The sequence below is a fragment of the Azospirillum agricola genome (genome assembly GCF_017876095.1).
GTDB classification, from domain to species: Bacteria; Pseudomonadota; Alphaproteobacteria; order Azospirillales; family Azospirillaceae; genus Azospirillum; species Azospirillum agricola.
The window spans coordinates 41,511-58,830 of record NZ_JAGINM010000027.1 but is presented as its reverse complement, the minus strand read 5'-3'; the positions used below and the strand labels follow the sequence as shown (position 1 = coordinate 58,830).

Sequence of the window (17,320 nt, the reverse complement as noted above, 5' to 3'; positions counted from 1 at the left end):
GCGTTCCTTCAGACCCTTGAGTAAGGCTGTCCGTATGGAGAAGAAGGACGTGCGAATCCAACTCGTCATGTCAGAGTCCGAGCTGGCTGCCTTGGATGATTGGCGTGCTGAACAGCGAATTTGGTCCCGATCGGAAGCGATCCGGGAAGCCGTTCGCCGCCTAGTGGCTGGCAGGGACAACTCCACAGGCAACAGCTCGGGCGAACACGGCGGCAAGGGTAAGAGCTAATCCGATTCTTTCTCGGTCGAGCCCTCGTCTTCGGTCTCCGCCTCCTCGTTAACGGACACATCGCCCGTAGCGGAGTCAGCCAGCTTCTTCGCCAAGTCCTCCAGCACCTTCCGGCACTCATCCTGAATGACCTCGGCGCGCTCCGCCAACGAGCGCCCCTCCAACATCGGTGCACATCGCCGGCCGAGCCCCATCACACGAGCCCGGAACATGGAGATCAGCGCATCCGTCGCGGCATAGAGGTCGGCCTTCGGCAGGTGATCTCGATCGTGAACAAGGATTTCCCGCCGCTTCAGCTCGCCCGAATACCACTTGTCGATCTGGTTCAGCGCATTCAGGTTCGGAAGGCTCTTGATGTCTATCTTCGTGCCGTCGGCGAACTGGATAACAGCCCCTTCGAGCGAAAGACCGTCAGGCTGTGAATCCGCCTCATCAAGAGCCGCGGGATCTGGCGCCCTGGCCGGCTTGGCGGGCCTCGGCGCCACAGCCGCCGCCTTCACATCTGGTGGCGGGGACGATAGCCGATCGATCTGGTGCGCCTTAGCCTTCGGCTTGCTGGCGTCGATGTTCGCGGCTCGCCATGTATCAGCGACCTCAGGGTCGATCAGGTCCCCGTTTGGACCGGCAGTCGGCATGCCCCGCTTGACCCAGCGGCCGGGCTGGGCCTTGTCCACTCCGCAATGCTTCGCGTACTCGGTTTTCGTCAAAAGGCGACGTCTGGCCATGGCGCAACTCCTGCTCGGCGCGCAACCGATTCGACGGAAGCGCGCAACCATGATGGATTTCGGTGAACAGCGGTTTATAATTTAGTTACAAAGCGTTACAGCACGTTCTTAACGTGGCTTTCGGTTGCGCAACTCGGTGGTTGCATTGACCGCGAGGCCGAAAAACGTTCGAATATGGCTAGGTAACCACCCCGCGGGCATTTGGCCCTGGAAGGACCCGGAGGGCTGGCCGGGCCGCAGGTGGCGCCAGGGCGCGCGCCTGATGCGGTCCGGCCAAGCCCGCGCCACCTGTGCGGCACAGCAGACAGAGGCCATCCAGCGCCCATTGGAGCGCCCGATCGCGGAGAGCTGCTCCAAACCGCCTGCCGTAGGGCTGACGGGGTCGCTGGCGGGATCATGAGCGGCAGCTCCAATGCAGAAAGCCCGCGCGGCGGATGCCGGCGGGCGGGCATGACAAAGCCCGGCGCTTTTCAGCGGCCGGGCTTTGGTACGTCGAGGCGGTCGGGACGGGCTAGATCAGGGACGCTGAGGGGTGGCGGCGCCATAAGGCGGCGGAGCGGCGCGGCCAACGTTGCGGGTCGCCTGGAGCCAGGCGCGCAACACGTCGGAGCCGTTGCCGACCACCGTCGGCATGCGGTTCAATCGGCCCCCATGTGGTCGGGCGCGGCCGGAGCCGCGAAGGTCGCGACCGGCGTCCAGTCGGCAAGCTCCTCCGACGCATCCCATTCGTCTACGGCGGCCTGCAGGTTCAGCCAGAAGCGCGGAGTGGTGCCGAGCACCTTGGACAGCCGGGCCGCCGTGGTCGGCTCCACGCGCTTGTGCCCGTTGATGATCTGGCTGACGTGCTTACGGCTGAGGCCCAGAGCCTCAGCCAAGGCCGTCACGCTGATACCGCGCGGCTCCATGAAGTGCGCCTTCAGGATCGCACCGGGGACGGAGGGGCGGCGGTTACGACGAAGCTCGGTCATCAGTGATAGTCCTCCAAGTCCAGAATCGTAACATCCGTTCCGTCAAAAGTGAACGTGATGCACCAGTTTCCGGACACGTGCATGCTGTACTCGCCTAGGCGGTCGCCTTTGAGGGGGTGAAAATCCTTGACCCCCTCGCAGTCTTCCAGCGACGCGATTGCGTCCAGATGGTCCATGATGAGAATGGCGTTGGCCTGCAGGTTCTTCGCGACCTTGCCGGAACGCCCTTTCTCGAACAGCTCTCGTAACCCCTTGTGCTTGATGGCCGTGATCGGCATTCTTGCCCCCGTCTGTTACCTTATAGGTAACATTACGCGAGACGGGGCGCAAGAGTTTCGTTACCTCATGGGTAACATTTTCCAGGCGCTGGGGTGCCGCACTGCCATCGTTGGCCGGGGCTTCCGTCTTCCCTGTCTCCGACCGCGCCGCCGCCTCCTCAGCCCATCTGGCGAGCACGCTTCGCAGCGCATCGAACGAGTCCACGGCGTAAACCCTGCCCACTCCATGGGCCTTGGTCGCGTGCGCTACTGCGGCTCTGACACCATGGGCATGAGCCTTGTCGGCCGCCCCTCCCCCTCGATACCGAGGGGTGTCGCCAAGGATGGAACTGGCGCACGTAAAGGTGCCAGCCTCCCCCAGGGGCGCGAGATGGGTGACCACGTGCACCGTAGCGTGGGCCGCCATCCCGGCCGGTGTTGCCTCAACCGCGACCACATACACCGCGCAAGGCGCGTCCGCCGCGATGGGAGCGGGGGTGTCGTTCTGCTCAGCGGCCACGACTTCAGCGCCGGCCGCGTGCGAAACGTCGCTCGGCTGCGCCTGCTCTGGCTCGATGCTCACCTCCTCCACCGTCGGGACGTGATCCCAGTGCGGGATCTCGATCCGCGCCAGCACCTCACCGGCGGCCTCCTCCCTCTGCCCATAGCGGGTGTACTTCACATCTGACCAGAAAGTGACCTGGAAGGGACGGCACTCCGCACGCGTTGCGCCAGGCACCTGAACCGATTCGTAGGACACCACCCCTTTGCAGGATAACGGCAGGTCGATCCCGTCGCGGACAGCCAGCCAGCGGGCATACTCGATCGCCATGCGCTGCTGATCCATGCGATCAACCCGGCCAGCCCCACCGGCCTTCGACGGCTTGTGACGACGCTTTCCGGCCTTGGCTAGGATGCGGTCGCGGGCTGTGTCAGCCTCTTCGCTGAACAACGGCAGCCCGCCGTCGGGCTTGTGCGCGGCGTACTGGACGATCCGCAGGCGACCGACGCGATAGGTGCGGCGATCGCTCTCGATGGTGACTTCCGCCCGGTGCGCACCGCACTGGAAGGCAGTGGTTCCGAAGGCGGCGGCGGGCATCTGCGACATCGCGGTATCTCCAGTGAGGCGCGCTCAGCCAAAGCGAACGCGTGTTTCATCTGGGAACGATCGTAGCGAACTATTTTCGCTTCCGCAAGCTATTGCTGCGAACTTTTTTCGCCTCGCACTGCCGCATCAATCCTGTTCAGCCGGCGCAGCGCTTCGCACAAAAGCTCAACCGTTCGGCTAACCGGCTTCCCGCCGGCCCGATACATTTCAACGAGACGCTTCGTAACCCCTAAGGTTTCAGCGGTTTGGGTCGTTGAGGTGTGGCCCATTTCCTGGCGCCACGCCTCGAATTGCTGCCTGTCCATCAACAGAATATACCGCGCGAACTTTTTTCGCACAAGCCGAGCTTTCCCGTTGACGGAGCGAACTTTGTTCGCTATATGTGAGCCATCGGGACCCGATCCCAGCCCGCATACGCGATGGCTGCACCGTCCCTCCCAAATTCCCCTACGCCCTTCATGGCGCACCCGAAGAGGCAGATCATGGCTTCCCGCAATCTCCCCCGCTACACCCCGCCCGGCGCCGTCAAGGTGACCGACAAGCAGTCCGACGCCGTGGCCTACATCTACGAGCGCAATGGGCGCCTGATGGCCATCGGCTACCATGGCAAGGCCGGGAAACCCGATTACCATTTCTCCTTCAGCAGCGCCGCCCGCCGGGAAAAGTGCGTTGTCATGTACTTCGAATCCCGACGGAAGACGCTTGCCGCTGCGCAGAAGCGGCGCGACGAGCGGCGCCAGTACCAGAACGACTACAAGGTTGGTGACATCCTCAACACGTGCTGGGGCTACGAGCAGACGAACGTCGAGTATTTCGAAGTTGTCGAGGTCCGCGGCGCCATGGTGGTGTTGCGTCAGGTCGCAAAGGTCCGCAAGAGCACCGGGTGGTGCCAGGAACTGACCGCCCCGCAGCCCGGCGAGTATGTCGGCGAACCCATCCGCCGGAAGGCCCAGGCCAACGGCATCAAGATTTCCGACTGCCAATGGGCGACCCGGACCGATTTCACGGAGGTCGGCTCCATGCGGATTTACCGCGGCCATCACGAGTCCAGCTACGCCTGAAACGAGGAAAAACGCGGCTCCTACCGCACCGCCCGCACCGCGCTCCCCGCGCGATGCATTCCGGATCGACTTGCCGCCGGGCTCACGGGTCCGGCGGCCTTTCTCTGAGGCGAACCATGGCCTTTCACATCGCGGTCGGCTCCAGCTTCGACTTCCAGGACTACAGCATCACCCGGGTTTCAGCGCGCAAGCTCGAAGCCCATCTGGGCGGCCGATGGATCGGTTCGGTCGCAACGCTGAAGCGGTACGACGAACTTCTTCGCATCTGCTGCGCCGATCGCGACGAACTCCAAGCCGCGTCGGACCTGCTCAACGGCCAGCCCCAGTTCGCCGACCCCTCCTCCCTCCCCGTCTGACCCCCGCACCGGCGCAGCGCCGGCCGGTTCGTCGATACCTGATGGAGAACCACCATGGACAAGCCGTTCAAGCCCATGCGCGCCGAATCCGCCGGCTCGATCACCGACCTCCCCTATCCCCTCCTCGCATCGCCCAAGATTGATGGGATCCGTTGCGTGACCCGCCCCGACGCAGGTGCGCTGTCCAACACGCTGCGCCCGATCCCGAACGAGCACATCCGCGCCATGCTCGCGGCTGAGGGGTTGCGCGACCTGGACGGCGAGATCACGGCCGGCGATCCGACGGCCTTCGATGCGTTCAGCGTTTCCACCTCCGCCATCATGACCAAGAAGGGCAAGCCCGCCTTCACCTTCCATGTCTTCGACGACCTGTCCGACCCCTCCCAGGGCTTTTCGGACCGCCTGCAGCAGCTGCGCGGCAGGGATCTCCCACCCTTCGTCCGGATCGTCGAACAGCGCTTGGTGACCTGCCCGGCCGACCTGGAAGCGTTTGAGGCAGAATGCCTCAGCGCGGGGTACGAGGGCGTCATGCTCCGCCGCCCCGATGCCGCCTACAAGTTCGGCCGCTCCACACTGGCGGAAGCCGGGTTGCTGAAGCTGAAGCGGTTCGTCGACTTCGAGGCCGAGGTAATCGGCGTGGAGGAGCTGCACCGGAACGCCAACGCCGCCACCGTCAACGCCCTCGGCTACACCGAACGCAGCATCAGCCGTGAGGGCCTGTTGGCCGCCGGCATCCTTGGCGCTCTGGTCTGTCGCGCCCCGTCCTTCGATCTCCCGTTCAATGTCGGATCCGGCTTCTCCGATGCGCAGCGTGCAGAACTCTGGTCGAGCCGCGACGGCCTCGTCGGGAAGCTGGTCAAGGTGAAGTATCAGCCCTGCGGTACCAAGGATCGACCACGACTGCCGGTGTTCCTCGGGTTTCGGCATATCGACGACGTCGCCTGACCCCGCCTACGGCTTTCGGGCCTCGCACCCCCGTGCGGCTTTTGGGAGCAGCAGCCACAATTCTTGACACCATCACAACCGTATCAAATCACTCGGCGCCGGGCCAGAGCCTGCGAGGTTGCCTGCCGCGCACCATCCAAGAAGACGATGATGCGAAAGACTAACAAGCCCGCCTCCGTCGACGTGCTGGTCGAGGCGGGGCGCGCGGCCGGAGTAACCGAGGGGGGTGGCGTCCCGCTTCGAGGCTCTGGCGCAGCGCGCCGACGAGTGGCAGGATTCGGCATCGGCGGTACTGGATCACCCTAGCGACGGCAGAGCGCGAGCGGTTGGACGCCCGGCGGCGACGTGAGCCTGGGGGGGGCGTTCCATAACGCCCATACTCTGTCGCCGCGAACATGACAAAGGCGCCCCGGTTCGCGGAGCGCCTTTGTCGGTTGGGGGAGAGGGTTAGGCGCCGGTTCTGGCGCGCTTTTCGTGCTCCATATAGGCACGGAGAACGTTGTTCATCTTGGTCTGGTAACGGTCGCTGTGGGTGCGGAACCACTCCAGCACGTCTCGGTCCAGCCGAATGCTCACCGCCTGCTTGGTGTTGGGTTCGACGACGCGGGCGGTTTCAAACCATGCGTCGTCGGCCAAGGGAGCGGCATCGAGGTCGCTGCGAACAGCGACCTCGATGTCGGCATCGGTCTGGGCATCAAACTCCGACCATTCAGTCGGAGCTGTCGGTTTCCGAGCCGTGACTAAGGAGCGCCGAATGATACGCTCGTTGCTCACGTTCGTTGGCCTTTCTTGCCGATATGATGCGGCAGGTGTTGCCGCGCCAAGTGTAGACCACCGCCAGAAGACGGCCGTCCACAATTCCAAAAGTTACAAACCGAGTTTCGCCACCGTAGTTGCGCGGATCGACCCGCTCCACCGTTGGCCCCTCGAATACACAAATAGCCTTCTCAAAGTCAACCTTGTGATTTTTAAGGTTCTTTTCGGCCTTTTCAGCGTTCCATTCGAATTCCATTCTCTTCCTCACACAGGTTTCGCGGCCTCAGGCCCAGGTTGAAATCAATCATCGATTCGCTTCCTTCTAAGATCACGCGGGCAGGATTCCCGCGCGGAGGACATGGCGATATGGGGGTGCTGAAACACCTCCATATCGTCAATACGTTTTGTATATACGCCGAGAGGGGCCGTTGTCAATCCTCAAATCGCCTGACCGCGGTTCGCGTGGACGGCGCCGTTCGGGAGCGCGGTGGTCGAGCCTCCGGATCAGGTCGAGCGCGGCGGCATGGGGTGATCCTTGAGGTAGTCCCTGAGGTGGTCCGCCCAGATCTTCTTGGAACGGGCGTCCTCCTCCTCGGCCCAGCGGAATAGGATGTCGCGCGCCCGGGCCTGATCGATCGCATCCTGCCGGGCGTAAATCGCCGCGGTCTCCTCCGCCCCGATCTTGGGAGGGGCGAGGCGCAGCCGCCGGATGGTGATGGGGCCGGGATCGTGCGGGGTGCCGAGGTAGGTGGCGTGCAGCCGGTCGGTGCTGGGGCTTCCGGGGTGGATCAGGGTCTTATGTGATCGCCAACGACTTCGTCACGGCGCTGATCGGCGACCCGGAGCCCTACCGCATCAACATCGACAACAGCCAGAACGCCGCCAGCCTCGCCTCGAACAGCGTCGCGTTCGAGCCCGCGTTCTGCCGCCCCGCCAGTCGCCTCGTCTGGTAGGGGGCAAGGCCGCTCCGGCGCCCGTCGCGGCATTCGCCAGTCGGGTTGTGAGTCGTGAAGACCCAACCCAACGAATGGAGTGCCGGGCGCGGCGGAACCGCCGAAAACGGAAAAACACCTAAGCCGTACTAGGCAGAATTGGCTATTGGTGACCCAAGATAAACCTTTGCGGAGGAAACGTTGCATTCAGGACAATGGTGAGTGCGTGCGCGATCACGCCGCACGCGAACAGCGGAGAGGAAACGTCCATGTCCATCATGTGGAAGCGTTTCGAAGGTACCACGCGCACGCCGGGACACCCCCACCCCTGGACTGTGAAGGTGGAATTCGACGATGGAACCTTTTCGGCTACCAACCCGGGGGGCGGGCACGTCACCGGCCAGTGCGAAGCCATCAGCGCCGACGGAAAGCTGGTGGTGCATCTGTTCAACGCCACGGCCGGCGCCTTTCCCTCCGTGTACTGGCTGACGCTCGGGGCGGACAGCCGCGCAACAGGCGACTGCATCGCTGTCAACGCGGCTGTGGTGCAACAGGTCGAGGGCAGCCTGATCGACTGATCGGGCGAGGGCCGAGGTCTCTGGTGCTGAGGCGCATATGCCGGGCGTTCGGGGGGGGCTCGGCGGATGGCCAGACGCCGCCTTGCAACGGCGTCTTTCGGAACGACATCAAGGAACGGGAGCGGTGGGCGAACACCGCTCCCGTTGTCGCTCACCGGCGGCCGAAGCTGACGGTGAGCGTCCAGCGGCGAACGCGCAGGCGGACGCGCAGGCTTACCGCGATGTCGAGCGTCGTGGTCTCCACTTTTGGGGTTGCGGGATCGACCGCCGGACAAAGCACCGTCCGGCGGTACGATTCTGAATCTGGTGTCCAGTCTGAAGCTTTCTAGGCAGTCTGGTTTGATAGCCGGAAAGCCCGTAGGGGGGATGACCTCGGCCGTAGGAACTAGGTCCCACGGAAGTAACGGGGGGCAGTCTGAGAGGCGGCAGCCAGCGATATCGCCGCGGCGCCTCCCGTCCCCTCTGCTTAGAACGGCCACCAGGGCGGCGGCGCTCAGCGGCCGACGTCGCCGCCCAGCTGACGTTCCGCGACCAGCGGACGCCGATGACCAAGGAGCGCGTGGCCGAATTGACCGCGGCGTGGGTGGCGCGCGGGCTGGCGGTGCCGGCGCCGGGGCCGCGCGGTGGCCAGGGCTGGGCGCTGACCGAGGCCGGCGCCGACCTGATCGCCCGGACCTGGGCGTGGAAGTCGCCGGCACAGATCCGGGCCGAGACGGCGGCGGCCGACCGCGAGGCCCACAAAGTGGACTGGCGCGCGGTGATCCTGCGGCGCGATGGCGTCGAGACAGTGACCGTGCGCGCGCTCACCATCGAGGAGGCGGCCGGGCTGGCGCGCCGTCAGCTGTGCTGGACCGGCGAGCGGGTGGTGGCGCTGTGGGAGGCGGCGGCGGGAGCGTTCGCGCTTGCGGCCGGATGTGATAAGGGGAGCGCATGAGCAAGACGATTGAGACGCGGTATGGCCCGGTCGACCAGGAAACCCTGGACCGGCTGCAAGCGCGAACGCTCCCGCCGCCGCCGACCTGCTCCGCGCCGTCGATGCGGTGGACCGCAGCGACGACATTTCGGAAGCGCGCCGGCTGCGGGTGCGGGCGCAGCTGCTCCGGCTGCACGCCATGGCCATGGCCGTGGTCAACGGCTACGGCGCGGGAACCGTCACGCCGCGCGAGCCGATCTGGGAGCTGGCGGAGGAGATCGCCGAGGACCTCGACGGCGGAGCGGCCGATTTCTCGGCCGAGGTGGCGCTGGTCGAGCGGCTGGCGGGGCTGCGCCCGTGGGACAAAGCCCCCATCTGATTTTCCAGAAAATCCGATATGTCCGAACGCCGCTCATGGTCACCGCCGTCAGAGCGCTGCGGCATGAGTGCGCGCAGTTGCCACGCGAGGCGTGCTAGGCTGTGGTTTACGACGGAGTGCCGCAGTGCCGGCAACCCACTTGCTCAAGCGTGAGGCCCTATGTTCCACTCGCCCGTCTACTTCATCGACCACACCTATACCGAAGCCATTCTCTGCTCGCATGTTCGCCATGTATCTGCGGAGACGCTGCCAGATGGGCGCGCAGCGGTAACGCTCCGGTTTGCTGATGACGGGACACGAACTTACAGAATTTCCAATGCCACTATCCGGCGGAAGCTCGTCGCCGCGCTGCAGGCCGCCTTGCCGCTTTGCCTGGACAATACCTCCTCGATCTGGCCCGAAGCGGAGAGCAGCTATAGTGGTGGCGCCCCCTCTGCGGTCCTGGAGGGGAAAGCGGCGTCGGGCCAGCACATCCTTGCCATCCATGCCGTCCTGTACAAAAACGCACTGGTGATGCGCACGTCCATCGGAATCCCGAATGAGGATCTGCCACCAAACAGCGCGACGCGGGTGCTGATGGATTGGTGGGTCTTCGACCGCGACGCCATTCCGGGCGCCGCAGAAGCTCTGCGCTCCGGATTTCCGGAGGACGTGTGGCCGGTTGAGGAGGTCGAGCAGGTGCCCGCGGAGGAAATGCACGGCAGTTGGCTTGCCAGCGTATCCCTTCGCAATCTCGACCGTCCGCTGTTCCTCGAATACGACCTCATGGGAACAGGGGCGCCACCTCATGAATGGGGCGGATCGTGGCGAACCTCCCCTCCGCTCAGCAGGGGGCAGGCCGAGGGTTACCATGGTCGGGTACTCAAGGTCACCGGCGAGAAGCGCGGCGAAACCATCGTGGTGGAGGCAATCGAGGTTCTGCCGGGCAGCCTCTTCTGAAGCTCGCCACTTGATCAGGCACTGACGTAGCGTAATAGACGGAGCCGTCGTATCAACGCGACGGTTTCCCGCCGGCCAATCTCCACCGCGCCATACTGAATTGCGAGTGAACGACGGGTGAGGCACACGTCATAGTGCGGCGTGGAGGCATCACCCTGGAACCACTCCCGCCGCATACCGATTCTGTCGGCCATCGCGTGCAGCTCCTCCAGTGTGTCAGCCAGCATGTGGCACATGACCATCCCCCGGTAGCGGTTGCGCTGCTTGTCGACGTAGACCGCCATGTTGCCTCCTCAGTCCGGTCGCCGCGACGCCAGGAAAGCCCCCAGAGCTTCTACCCCCGCCGCGCTGACAGCGTAGACGGCGCCCTTTGCCCCATTGGGAAAGGTGATCTCCTCCCCCACGGACTCCACCCACCCCTCTCTGACCAGAACGTCATTCGTTGCGTTCAACGTCGCGTAATGTGGAAACGACTTGCCTCCGCCCCACAGATAGGCGATCCGCTTGGCTTGGGCCGCACTGGGAACCTTCGCTCTCCGGCTCATCGCAACGCACGCTCAAGGATCGCCCGCGCCGGGGCATATTTCTCGGCGACCATCCGGGGGCCGGCGGGGAGGGCAGCAACCCGGGCGGGATCACTGTTGTCCAGGTTGTCGGCCAGCTTGACCCGGATCGCCGTGACATTCCCGCTGGCGGCGATCCGGCCGATCCATTCCAGATAGCTGCCCGCCGGGCCCAGGTTCCGGCTGACCAGTTGGATCGCGACGATGGCCTCCTCCTCGATCCCCGCGGCGCGGAGGTCTTCGGCGGACACCCCGGCGTCCTCGATCGCGTCGTGCAGTAAGGCGGCCTGGACCTGGGCCTTCGTCGCGTCGGGGAACCGCTCCACCAGCCGCTGCGCGACCCGCTCCAGATGCCGCCAATAGGGCTCACCCGCCTTATCGGTCTGGCCGTCGTGCAGCCGTTGGGCCAGGGCGAGCGTTTCCCGATACCAGAACGTGCCCAACATGAATTTCGCCACTCACATTCCCCTTCGACATTCCAGTTACTACCGCACCCGGCTTGGCGCGGGGATGTTTCCCCGCCGCCCGGCCCCGTTCCGTTCAGTCTTCTGTCTCGATCCGCCAGTAGTCCGCCAAAGCGCTGAGCCCAGCGCGGAGATCCTGAAGCCGATACCTATCCCCGTCCAGCCCGGCCGCTTCCATCACCGCGGCGCCGGCCGGCGTGACGCACACGCCCCCACCGACAGGCTGCAGCGTCTCCCCTGTGGTGGTGAGGCGCAGCGGCTGGCCGTCCTTCCGCTCGACGGCGAGCTTCGCCCCCACCATCGCCTTGCGCATCGTGTTCCGCGCGTCAGCCTCCTCCTCCCGTCCGCCGCCGCCCCCGCGGCGCTGACCGTAGCTGCTCGTCATCTGCGCCGGCATGGCAGCCTGGGCGAACAGGGCACGAAACCGCATCCCCGCCTGGAACTGACGGTCGACGATCTGGCAGCGGAGGAACAGCCGTTCCAGCCCGTTCTCCGCCTTCACCCGAGCGCCCTCGGCGAGGATCATCCCGCCGGAAGAGATCGACCGCGCCTCGACGACAATCCCCTCCGACCGAAGCGCCCGCTCCGGCGTTCCCATGTCGGTGGAGATCGGCATCATCGCGCGACGGCTTGCGCGTTCGGACCGAGGCTTGCTCGCAGGAACCGCACTCATGGATTACCCCCACGTTGACTTAGGTTGTGCTTTTGGATAATTTCCAACGTGGATGTTGTTTACGAATTCACCGCCGCTCCGGGGACCAGCCGGGCGGCGGTTTTCGTTTACGCTCAGGCCGCCGCCGACATCACCCGGAGCTTTTCCTTCACCTCCAGGACCATCTCTTCGAGCTGCTCGACCTCACTGCGCAAAGCGGTGATTGCCGGGTCCTCCTTGAGCGGGCCCAGCAGCTGCTCGCGCACCTTGGCGACCAATGCCCAGGGGAGATTCAGCGCTTCCCCGACCTTGCGATCCGACCACCGGTCGAGATAGCGACCGCGCTCAAAGACCTCGTCCAGCTTCTTAAAGATCGTCGCCGTCTCGGCCAGCGACGGCTCCCGGACCTGCGCAGTCTCCGCCTTGCTGCCGGCGGGATTCGTGCCCATCGTGTTCTCCTGCGTCATCGCCGGCCGCGCAGCGCATGCCGGGGGTTTCGTGGTGGGGGAGGTTGCCGAACGGTTGGCCGAGGCGGTGCACAACGGGCAGAGAGGACGGGCGCGCAGCCCTGACCAGCCCTTCGCCTCCGCCTGGGCGTGGACCGGCGTCCATCCCGCTGTCAGGGACCCCGGCATGAACAGATCGGTCGCGCCGCACTGGGCGCACTCGACACGGAAGGGAGATTGCCGCTTGGCCATCAGAGCGCGACTTCCTGGCGCAGGTCGCCGAGGATCTCGGCAACGAGATCCGCCGGCGCATCGCAGCCGCGCTCTCCCGGCTTCGGCCCCCACCCGGTCACCCAGGGGCTGCCGGCGGCATAGCCCGTCAGCCGAGAGCGCCACCGAGCACGGTCATCGCTCTCGCGCCGCTCACCCGATGCAGCGGCGACCGGGCGCGCAGCGGCGGCGGCCAAGGCCCCGCGCACATCGTCCTCGAAGACTTTGAGGCTCCAGGGCAAACGCGCGGTGCCCCGTTCCTGCATCTTCCCGCAGTGGATCCGGAACACCTCGGCCGCCATGCTCGTGGTCAGGCCGTCTGCTGCCCACTGGCGCGCAGTCTTGGCGTCGGTGGCGTGCGGCTTCCTCCGACGCGCTCTCTCGCCCCACGTGGCGATAAGCGCAGCATCGAATGCCTCGATCAAATCCGATCCGTTGTTGTTGGTTTCGGCATCCGCCGGAACAACAACATTCTGGATTCTGGCCTCTGGCATATGGGCTTTATCCTGGGGGTTAACCCCCTCCTTATCCCCCTTCGGCCCCTCGGGGTTATCGGAAGCCTTAAGCTTGGGGTTGCCGCCGGTCTTGCCGTTCGCCTTGTCGCGCGCCGCCTTCGCGGTGTCGCGGACCATGCGCCGGGAGATGATGGTCCCATCTTCAAGGCGGCTGAAAACCCCTTTCAACTCCAGTTCATCCAGCCAGCGGCGAATGTCCCGCGGCGAATCCCCCAGAGCATCGGCCAGAGTCATGACGTCCGGCGCCACACCGTTGATGAGAAGGTGACCACGCACGGCCGACTCATGCATCAGGCCGAGCATGTCGAGCCACAGAGACCGCGCCGCCCGGCTGCATGTGCGGAGCGTGATCTCCTGGCGCCAATCGGCCGGATACCACTTCAACCACGGATGCCGCTTCTTCTCCTGCTGCTGCTCGGCCGTCATGATGCAGACCTCTTGGTGTCGAGTTTCGACCAGGCGCGGGCCACCAGCCGGACGGCCGCATCCCAACTGGTCTGGGGGTTGTGGGGGAAGCCGATCGGCGCGAGGACGTCGCACGGCTTCAGGCCGGCAAGCTTCATGGTGAGGCAGTGCTCTACGGCGATGTCGTGGGCTCTGGTCATGCGGGCTCTCCTCAGACCAGCAGCTTCTGGATCAGGCCGTCGGCGTAGACCGTGTCCAGCGGCACGTCACCGGTCGGCTCGTCGCCATCCCAGCCTTGCGGCCACGTCTCCGCGGCGATCAGCTCGCGGATCCGGCTCTCCTCTTCCGGGTTGATCAGGTCGACCAGTGGGCGGCCGAGCCGGGTTGCCGCCTCGTTGCATTCGTTCTGGATGCCCAGCACTCGCTCCAGACCCATCCGCCGTGCGTCCAGCGTGAGGGGGCCCATGCGCTGCTTGTTCTTGCCGGTGGCGACCGCTCCGTCCGCGTCCAGCCCCGTCTTGCGCAGCCGCCACTTCGGGAGGCGCAGTTCACGGTACAGCGGCTTCAGGCCCATCAACGGCGTGAGGTAAGCCCAGAGCAGAGACCGAATTACCGTCTCAAGCGCGACGTCCCGGCTGGCCAGGGCGCAGCCGGTGCAGCCGGTGCGGGCGTTGATCTCCGCCGCCTCATCTCCGCCGTAGGCCACGGCGATGTCGGTGGTCGGCCAGCCCAGCGCCGGGGCCTCGAACATCAGCCAGTCCCAGACTTGGCACACCCGCCAGTGCAGGATCGGCGCGAGCGTCGCGATCCGCCCCCGGATGCCGGGCGCTTCGGGCAGCACTTCCTGGTACCAGCCCTGACCGCATTCGGCGCCGTCCTTGCCGCAGGAGAGCGCGATCCGGGCGTCACGCTGGGCGCTCTCGCCGACACGGACTCCGGTTAGCATCAGGATTGTGCCGGGCGTGCTGAACAGCATGTTCGCCAACACCTCCTGCATCGGCTCCACCTTGATCTGGCGGGTGCACCAACGGAACGAGTTCGAGGGCGGCGGCACGCCCCTCCCGAGCATGTAAACCAGCAGGCGCAGGTCCATGGGCGCTACGGCGATCCGGACATCGATGCCGCGGGCGCGGAGATGCGCCATGATCTGCTGCGCGGCGTGAGCCAGCGGGATCAGTTCCATCCGCGTGTCGGCGTAGACGACCGTCAGCGACTTCGGGGCCGGCACACGCCCGGTCTCGATCAGGTGCATGATAACAGTCAGCGTCGCCGAGCTGTCCTTGCCCCCGCTGTAGGCGATCGCCCAATGCTCGTGCTGGGGGCCGTAGGCGCACAGGCTCTGCGCCGTGAGGTCGATGGCATCGGACAGCGTGGTCCGCATGTCGTCCCAGAGGGTGGATTGTGCGCGGTTCATGCCGCCTCCTTCGCGCTGCTGCGCTTCTTGTCGAGATACCGTTCCACCAGCTTCCGGACGTTCGACATGTCCGTGTCGACCTGCTGCACCCCCAGGTGCGGGTCAACGACGCCCTGCGCCTCGCTGGCCTTGATTCCGAGCACTTCCATGATGGGCGGGTCGCTCCCGTCGTCGGTCACCAGGAAGAAGGCGGTGACGGGATTCTTCTGGCCGTCGCGGTCCAGGCGCCAAACACACTGCTGGTGAATGCCGGGGGACCAGTCGAGCTCACCGAAGACGCCGGTGGAGCAGCGATGCTGGAGCCCATCGACACCGGCGCCGGAGCGCAACGACATGATGAGGAGATCCGTCTCGCCCGCCAGGAAGGCGTCCAGGCTCTTGCACTTGGCCGATGCGGTTTCCGATCCCGTGTACATGGCCGGATGGAACTCGGCGAGCTCCCGGAGCCAGATCTCGTAGACCTGCCGGTGCCAGCCCCAGAGCACCACCGGCTCGTCGGCTTCCAACAGCATGCGCACGAACTGCGCCACCGCCTTGGCCTTCGCAATGCCCGTCTGCTGCCTGACCATCATGTCGAGGTCACGGGCGGCTTGGCCGCGCTCGGTGAACGCGCCCGTTGTCGCGCGGATCGCCAGCTTGTGCGCCAACTCCTCGATGCTGCGCAGCTCCCCGGCGTCGTTCTCCACGTGCTCGACGATGCGCGACACCTTCGGCAGTTCCAGCCCGACGTCGGCCTTCAGCCGGCGGAGCATGGCGTGCTGTTCCCGTAGGTAAGTTCCAAGCGCCTTGGGATCCCGGATCTTGCCCAGATCGTTGCACCACTCGCGGCGGAAATCGTCCCAGTCACCGAGGACCGTGTCGTCGATGAACTGCATCACGTTCCACATCTCGGTGCCGTAATTGTAGATCGGCGTCGCGGTGAGGCCGCATCGGTAGATCACGTTTGCCGACAGCACCTTCGCCGCTTGGCCCTTGGCCGTGCCGGCGCCCGTGCGCAACGACTGTGGCTCGTCGTAGATGGCCGAGCGGAACAGGCCGGTGGCGAAGATCTCCGCCCATCCCGCGATCTGGGAGATCCGGAACACGTAGACATCGGCCGGCGGCAGCTCGTAGGGCACCGACACCCGCTCACCCTTCACCACCTTGGTGATGAACGGCGTCCCGACCTTGATCACGCACACCCGGAGATTCGTGTGCGTCTCCAGCTTCTCCTTCCACTGCTTCTGCATGTGCGGGTCGCACACCACCGCGGCCGGGAGCGCATCGGGCGTTGCGCACAGGAACTGGCCCGCCGAGTACGTTTTTCCCAAGCCCCCCTCGTCACCCAGTAGCAGCTTGCCGCGCCGCTGGAGGAGCGCCACCGCCTGCGCCTGATACAGACGCTGGATCTCCCCCTCCCGGAGCCCGAGCACGGCTGGCGGCTGATAGGTGGGGAGGAGGATCCGCTCCATCTCCGCCTGCTTCCGCTCGAACTCCGTCCGGCCGCCGGTGAGCGCGGCATAATCCTCATCCGTGATGGCCAGCGGATAGCGGGTCGTGAACCAGTCCAGATCCGCGTCGAGAATGTCGGTGTGCGGCAGACGGTAGGGCGGAATCTCCCCCTTGGGGATCCGGGGGAAAAGCTGCTTCAGCCGGATCGAGACGTGCGGCTCGATCTTGTCGAGTTCCCAGGTTCGGCCGTTCTCGACCAGACGCAGGCCCCCATAAGTGCGAGCGCCGGCCATCACAGCCACCCCCGCCCGAGGGACGCATACCACGCAGGCTTGCCTTCGATCTCCTCCGGCAGGCCCATCGCCATATTGGTGATCAGCACCACCTCCCTCACTGTCTCATGACGGGCGTACCGGGCGAGCTGCTGGTACACGGCCATCTTCTGATGACCGCGAATCTTCATCTCCACGGCGACCCCACCGTCGACAAGGAAGTCGACGATGTCGCGGGCCGAAAGCCGATGCTCCCGCTCGAACGGAATCTCCGCCTTGATCAGAATGGATTCGAGCTCGGCTTGGGCCACCTTCTCGTTGGAGAGGTCGAACCTGTGGCCGGCAATCAGGCGCACGATGTCGGCGCCCACAACCCCAGTGGCGAGGGCGGTCATTGAGCGACTCCTTTCGCATTCACGCCCTTGGCATTCGGGGCCACGACATAGACGTGGCCGCCGCCGGAAACGGTGGCGTTCAGGCCGTCAATGACATCACAGCGCAACACGATGTCGGTCGGCTTGCGAAAGTGGATGGCGCCGCCGATCAAGCCGCCGGCCATGAAGATGGCCGATGCGATCTGCATCGACGGGGACATGCTCACCCAGACCACTATCCCGGCAATGAAGATGATGACGTGGATGGCAATCCATGCCCCCTCTGCCAGCAGGCGGAATGCACGCTTCATAGGGCGCTCGCTATGCCGGTGCGCTTGCTCGCGGCCATGGGTGCACCGATCAGTCTC

23 protein-coding genes are annotated in these 17,320 nt (G+C 65.3%); 8 read left to right on the top strand and 15 right to left on the bottom strand.

Features of this window, described 5'->3' with window-relative positions; all coding sequences use genetic code 11:
• Positions 1 to 225: 225 nt before the first annotated feature.
• The 3 genes from J2847_RS29125 to J2847_RS29115 form a co-directional block, all read right to left on the bottom strand.
• The gene (locus J2847_RS29125) at positions 226 to 954 is read right to left on the bottom strand and encodes a hypothetical protein (RefSeq protein ID WP_209782238.1); all 729 of its coding nucleotides are present in this window, start codon (positions 952 to 954) and stop codon (positions 226 to 228) included.
• Between the two features lie 638 nt (positions 955 to 1,592).
• Positions 1,593 to 1,922 carry a HigA family addiction module antitoxin gene (locus J2847_RS29120; RefSeq protein ID WP_209782237.1) on the bottom strand — a complete coding sequence of 110 codons (330 nt, stop codon included), beginning with the start codon at positions 1,920 to 1,922 and terminating at the stop codon, positions 1,593 to 1,595.
• On the bottom strand, positions 1,922 to 2,200 hold the full coding sequence (locus J2847_RS29115; RefSeq protein WP_209782236.1) for a type II toxin-antitoxin system RelE/ParE family toxin: 279 nt from the start codon (positions 2,198 to 2,200) through the stop codon (positions 1,922 to 1,924). The genes J2847_RS29120 and J2847_RS29115 overlap by 1 nt, the downstream gene beginning before the upstream one ends.
• 1,569 nt (positions 2,201 to 3,769) lie before the next feature.
• Between J2847_RS29115 and J2847_RS29110 the strand changes: the two genes are divergently transcribed.
• From J2847_RS29110 to J2847_RS29100, 3 genes are all read left to right on the top strand, one after another.
• Entirely contained in the window at positions 3,770 to 4,348 is a 579-nt protein-coding gene (locus J2847_RS29110; RefSeq protein ID WP_209782235.1) for a hypothetical protein, read from the top strand.
• A gap of 116 nt (positions 4,349 to 4,464) precedes the next feature.
• Complete coding sequence (locus J2847_RS29105; protein ID WP_209782234.1) at positions 4,465 to 4,704, top strand: hypothetical protein; 240 nt, start codon at positions 4,465 to 4,467, stop codon at positions 4,702 to 4,704.
• A gap of 54 nt (positions 4,705 to 4,758) precedes the next feature.
• Entirely contained in the window at positions 4,759 to 5,649 is an 891-nt protein-coding gene (locus tag J2847_RS29100; RefSeq protein ID WP_209782233.1) for an ATP-dependent DNA ligase, read from the top strand.
• 447 nt (positions 5,650 to 6,096) lie between these two features.
• Here the strand turns inward: J2847_RS29100 and J2847_RS29095 are convergent, their stop codons facing one another.
• Both J2847_RS29095 and J2847_RS34860 read right to left on the bottom strand, forming a co-directional pair.
• On the bottom strand, positions 6,097 to 6,423 hold the full coding sequence (locus J2847_RS29095) for a BrnA antitoxin family protein (RefSeq protein ID WP_209782232.1): 327 nt from the start codon (positions 6,421 to 6,423) through the stop codon (positions 6,097 to 6,099).
• Positions 6,359 to 6,661 carry a BrnT family toxin gene (locus J2847_RS34860; RefSeq protein WP_209782231.1) on the bottom strand — a complete coding sequence of 101 codons (303 nt, stop codon included), beginning with the start codon at positions 6,659 to 6,661 and terminating at the stop codon, positions 6,359 to 6,361. Before J2847_RS34860 ends, J2847_RS29095 begins: the two co-directional genes overlap by 65 nt.
• Before the next feature lie 544 nt (positions 6,662 to 7,205).
• On the opposite strand from J2847_RS34860, the gene J2847_RS29085 reads away from it, so the two are divergent.
• The 5 genes from J2847_RS29085 to J2847_RS29065 all read left to right on the top strand — a co-directional run bounded on the left by J2847_RS29085 (position 7,206) and on the right by J2847_RS29065 (position 10,146).
• Positions 7,206 to 7,358 carry a hypothetical protein gene (locus J2847_RS29085; RefSeq protein WP_209782230.1) on the top strand — a complete coding sequence of 51 codons (153 nt, stop codon included), beginning with the start codon at positions 7,206 to 7,208 and terminating at the stop codon, positions 7,356 to 7,358.
• Between the two features lie 248 nt (positions 7,359 to 7,606).
• The gene (locus J2847_RS29080) at positions 7,607 to 7,915 is read left to right on the top strand and encodes a hypothetical protein (protein ID WP_209782229.1); all 309 of its coding nucleotides are present in this window, start codon (positions 7,607 to 7,609) and stop codon (positions 7,913 to 7,915) included.
• Positions 7,916 to 8,474: 559 nt separating this feature from the next.
• Positions 8,475 to 8,849: a hypothetical protein gene (locus J2847_RS29075; protein WP_209782228.1), complete on the top strand. Its 375-nt coding sequence runs from the start codon at positions 8,475 to 8,477 to the stop codon at positions 8,847 to 8,849.
• Positions 8,850 to 8,955: 106 nt separating this feature from the next.
• On the top strand, positions 8,956 to 9,207 hold the full coding sequence (locus J2847_RS29070) for a hypothetical protein (RefSeq protein WP_209782227.1): 252 nt from the start codon (positions 8,956 to 8,958) through the stop codon (positions 9,205 to 9,207).
• A 159-nt stretch (positions 9,208 to 9,366) separates the two neighbouring features.
• Positions 9,367 to 10,146: a hypothetical protein gene (locus J2847_RS29065; RefSeq protein WP_209782226.1), complete on the top strand. Its 780-nt coding sequence runs from the start codon at positions 9,367 to 9,369 to the stop codon at positions 10,144 to 10,146.
• A 14-nt stretch (positions 10,147 to 10,160) separates the two neighbouring features.
• Here J2847_RS29065 and J2847_RS29060 read toward each other — a convergent pair whose 3' ends face one another.
• From J2847_RS29060 to J2847_RS29015, 10 genes are all read right to left on the bottom strand, one after another.
• Entirely contained in the window at positions 10,161 to 10,430 is a 270-nt protein-coding gene (locus J2847_RS29060) for a DUF4031 domain-containing protein (RefSeq protein WP_209782225.1), read from the bottom strand.
• A 257-nt stretch (positions 10,431 to 10,687) separates the two neighbouring features.
• Entirely contained in the window at positions 10,688 to 11,167 is a 480-nt protein-coding gene (locus tag J2847_RS29055) for an HD domain-containing protein (RefSeq protein ID WP_325169506.1), read from the bottom strand.
• Between the two features lie 82 nt (positions 11,168 to 11,249).
• Positions 11,250 to 11,792: a hypothetical protein gene (locus J2847_RS29050; RefSeq protein WP_209782224.1), complete on the bottom strand. Its 543-nt coding sequence runs from the start codon at positions 11,790 to 11,792 to the stop codon at positions 11,250 to 11,252.
• 167 nt (positions 11,793 to 11,959) lie between these two features.
• Positions 11,960 to 12,523, bottom strand: coding sequence for a hypothetical protein (locus J2847_RS29045; protein WP_209782223.1), 564 nt, complete (start codon positions 12,521 to 12,523; stop codon positions 11,960 to 11,962).
• The gene (locus J2847_RS29040) at positions 12,523 to 13,482 is read right to left on the bottom strand and encodes a helix-turn-helix domain-containing protein (RefSeq protein WP_209782222.1); all 960 of its coding nucleotides are present in this window, start codon (positions 13,480 to 13,482) and stop codon (positions 12,523 to 12,525) included. The genes J2847_RS29045 and J2847_RS29040 overlap by 1 nt, the downstream gene beginning before the upstream one ends.
• Positions 13,479 to 13,661, bottom strand: coding sequence for a hypothetical protein (locus tag J2847_RS29035; protein WP_209782221.1), 183 nt, complete (start codon positions 13,659 to 13,661; stop codon positions 13,479 to 13,481). Before J2847_RS29035 ends, J2847_RS29040 begins: the two co-directional genes overlap by 4 nt.
• 11 nt (positions 13,662 to 13,672) lie before the next feature.
• A complete protein-coding gene (locus J2847_RS29030; protein ID WP_209782220.1) occupies positions 13,673 to 14,875 on the bottom strand; it encodes a phosphoadenosine phosphosulfate reductase domain-containing protein in 1,203 nt (400 codons plus the stop codon).
• Positions 14,872 to 16,599, bottom strand: a complete 1,728-nt coding sequence (locus J2847_RS29025) for an SNF2-related protein (protein ID WP_209782219.1) — start codon at positions 16,597 to 16,599, stop codon at positions 14,872 to 14,874. Before J2847_RS29025 ends, J2847_RS29030 begins: the two co-directional genes overlap by 4 nt.
• A complete protein-coding gene (locus J2847_RS29020; RefSeq protein ID WP_209782218.1) occupies positions 16,599 to 16,973 on the bottom strand; it encodes a hypothetical protein in 375 nt (124 codons plus the stop codon). Before J2847_RS29020 ends, J2847_RS29025 begins: the two co-directional genes overlap by 1 nt.
• Positions 16,970 to 17,263 (bottom strand): hypothetical protein, encoded by a 294-nt coding sequence (locus tag J2847_RS29015; RefSeq protein WP_209782217.1) that lies wholly within the window; start codon positions 17,261 to 17,263, stop codon positions 16,970 to 16,972. The genes J2847_RS29020 and J2847_RS29015 overlap by 4 nt, the downstream gene beginning before the upstream one ends.
• Between the last annotated feature and the right edge of the window lie 57 nt (positions 17,264 to 17,320).

Coding starts and splice junctions, on each gene's coding strand:
- J2847_RS29125 (WP_209782238.1), bottom strand. CDS start 954: ATGGCCAGACGTCGCCTTTTGACGAAAACCGAGTACGCGAAGCATTGC.
- J2847_RS29120 (WP_209782237.1), bottom strand. CDS start 1,922: ATGACCGAGCTTCGTCGTAACCGCCGCCCCTCCGTCCCCGGTGCGATC.
- J2847_RS29115 (WP_209782236.1), bottom strand. CDS start 2,200: ATGCCGATCACGGCCATCAAGCACAAGGGGTTACGAGAGCTGTTCGAG.
- J2847_RS29110 (WP_209782235.1), top strand. CDS start 3,770: ATGGCTTCCCGCAATCTCCCCCGCTACACCCCGCCCGGCGCCGTCAAG.
- J2847_RS29105 (WP_209782234.1), top strand. CDS start 4,465: ATGGCCTTTCACATCGCGGTCGGCTCCAGCTTCGACTTCCAGGACTAC.
- J2847_RS29100 (WP_209782233.1), top strand. CDS start 4,759: ATGGACAAGCCGTTCAAGCCCATGCGCGCCGAATCCGCCGGCTCGATC.
- J2847_RS34860 (WP_209782231.1), bottom strand. CDS start 6,661: ATGGAATTCGAATGGAACGCTGAAAAGGCCGAAAAGAACCTTAAAAAT.
- J2847_RS29080 (WP_209782229.1), top strand. CDS start 7,607: ATGTCCATCATGTGGAAGCGTTTCGAAGGTACCACGCGCACGCCGGGA.
- J2847_RS29065 (WP_209782226.1), top strand. CDS start 9,367: ATGTTCCACTCGCCCGTCTACTTCATCGACCACACCTATACCGAAGCC.
- J2847_RS29060 (WP_209782225.1), bottom strand. CDS start 10,430: ATGGCGGTCTACGTCGACAAGCAGCGCAACCGCTACCGGGGGATGGTC.
- J2847_RS29050 (WP_209782224.1), bottom strand. CDS start 11,792: ATGATGCCGATCTCCACCGACATGGGAACGCCGGAGCGGGCGCTTCGG.
- J2847_RS29045 (WP_209782223.1), bottom strand. CDS start 12,523: ATGGCCAAGCGGCAATCTCCCTTCCGTGTCGAGTGCGCCCAGTGCGGC.
- J2847_RS29040 (WP_209782222.1), bottom strand. CDS start 13,482: ATGACGGCCGAGCAGCAGCAGGAGAAGAAGCGGCATCCGTGGTTGAAG.
- J2847_RS29035 (WP_209782221.1), bottom strand. CDS start 13,661: ATGACCAGAGCCCACGACATCGCCGTAGAGCACTGCCTCACCATGAAG.
- J2847_RS29030 (WP_209782220.1), bottom strand. CDS start 14,875: ATGAACCGCGCACAATCCACCCTCTGGGACGACATGCGGACCACGCTG.
- J2847_RS29025 (WP_209782219.1), bottom strand. CDS start 16,599: ATGGCCGGCGCTCGCACTTATGGGGGCCTGCGTCTGGTCGAGAACGGC.
- J2847_RS29020 (WP_209782218.1), bottom strand. CDS start 16,973: ATGACCGCCCTCGCCACTGGGGTTGTGGGCGCCGACATCGTGCGCCTG.
- J2847_RS29015 (WP_209782217.1), bottom strand. CDS start 17,263: ATGAAGCGTGCATTCCGCCTGCTGGCAGAGGGGGCATGGATTGCCATC.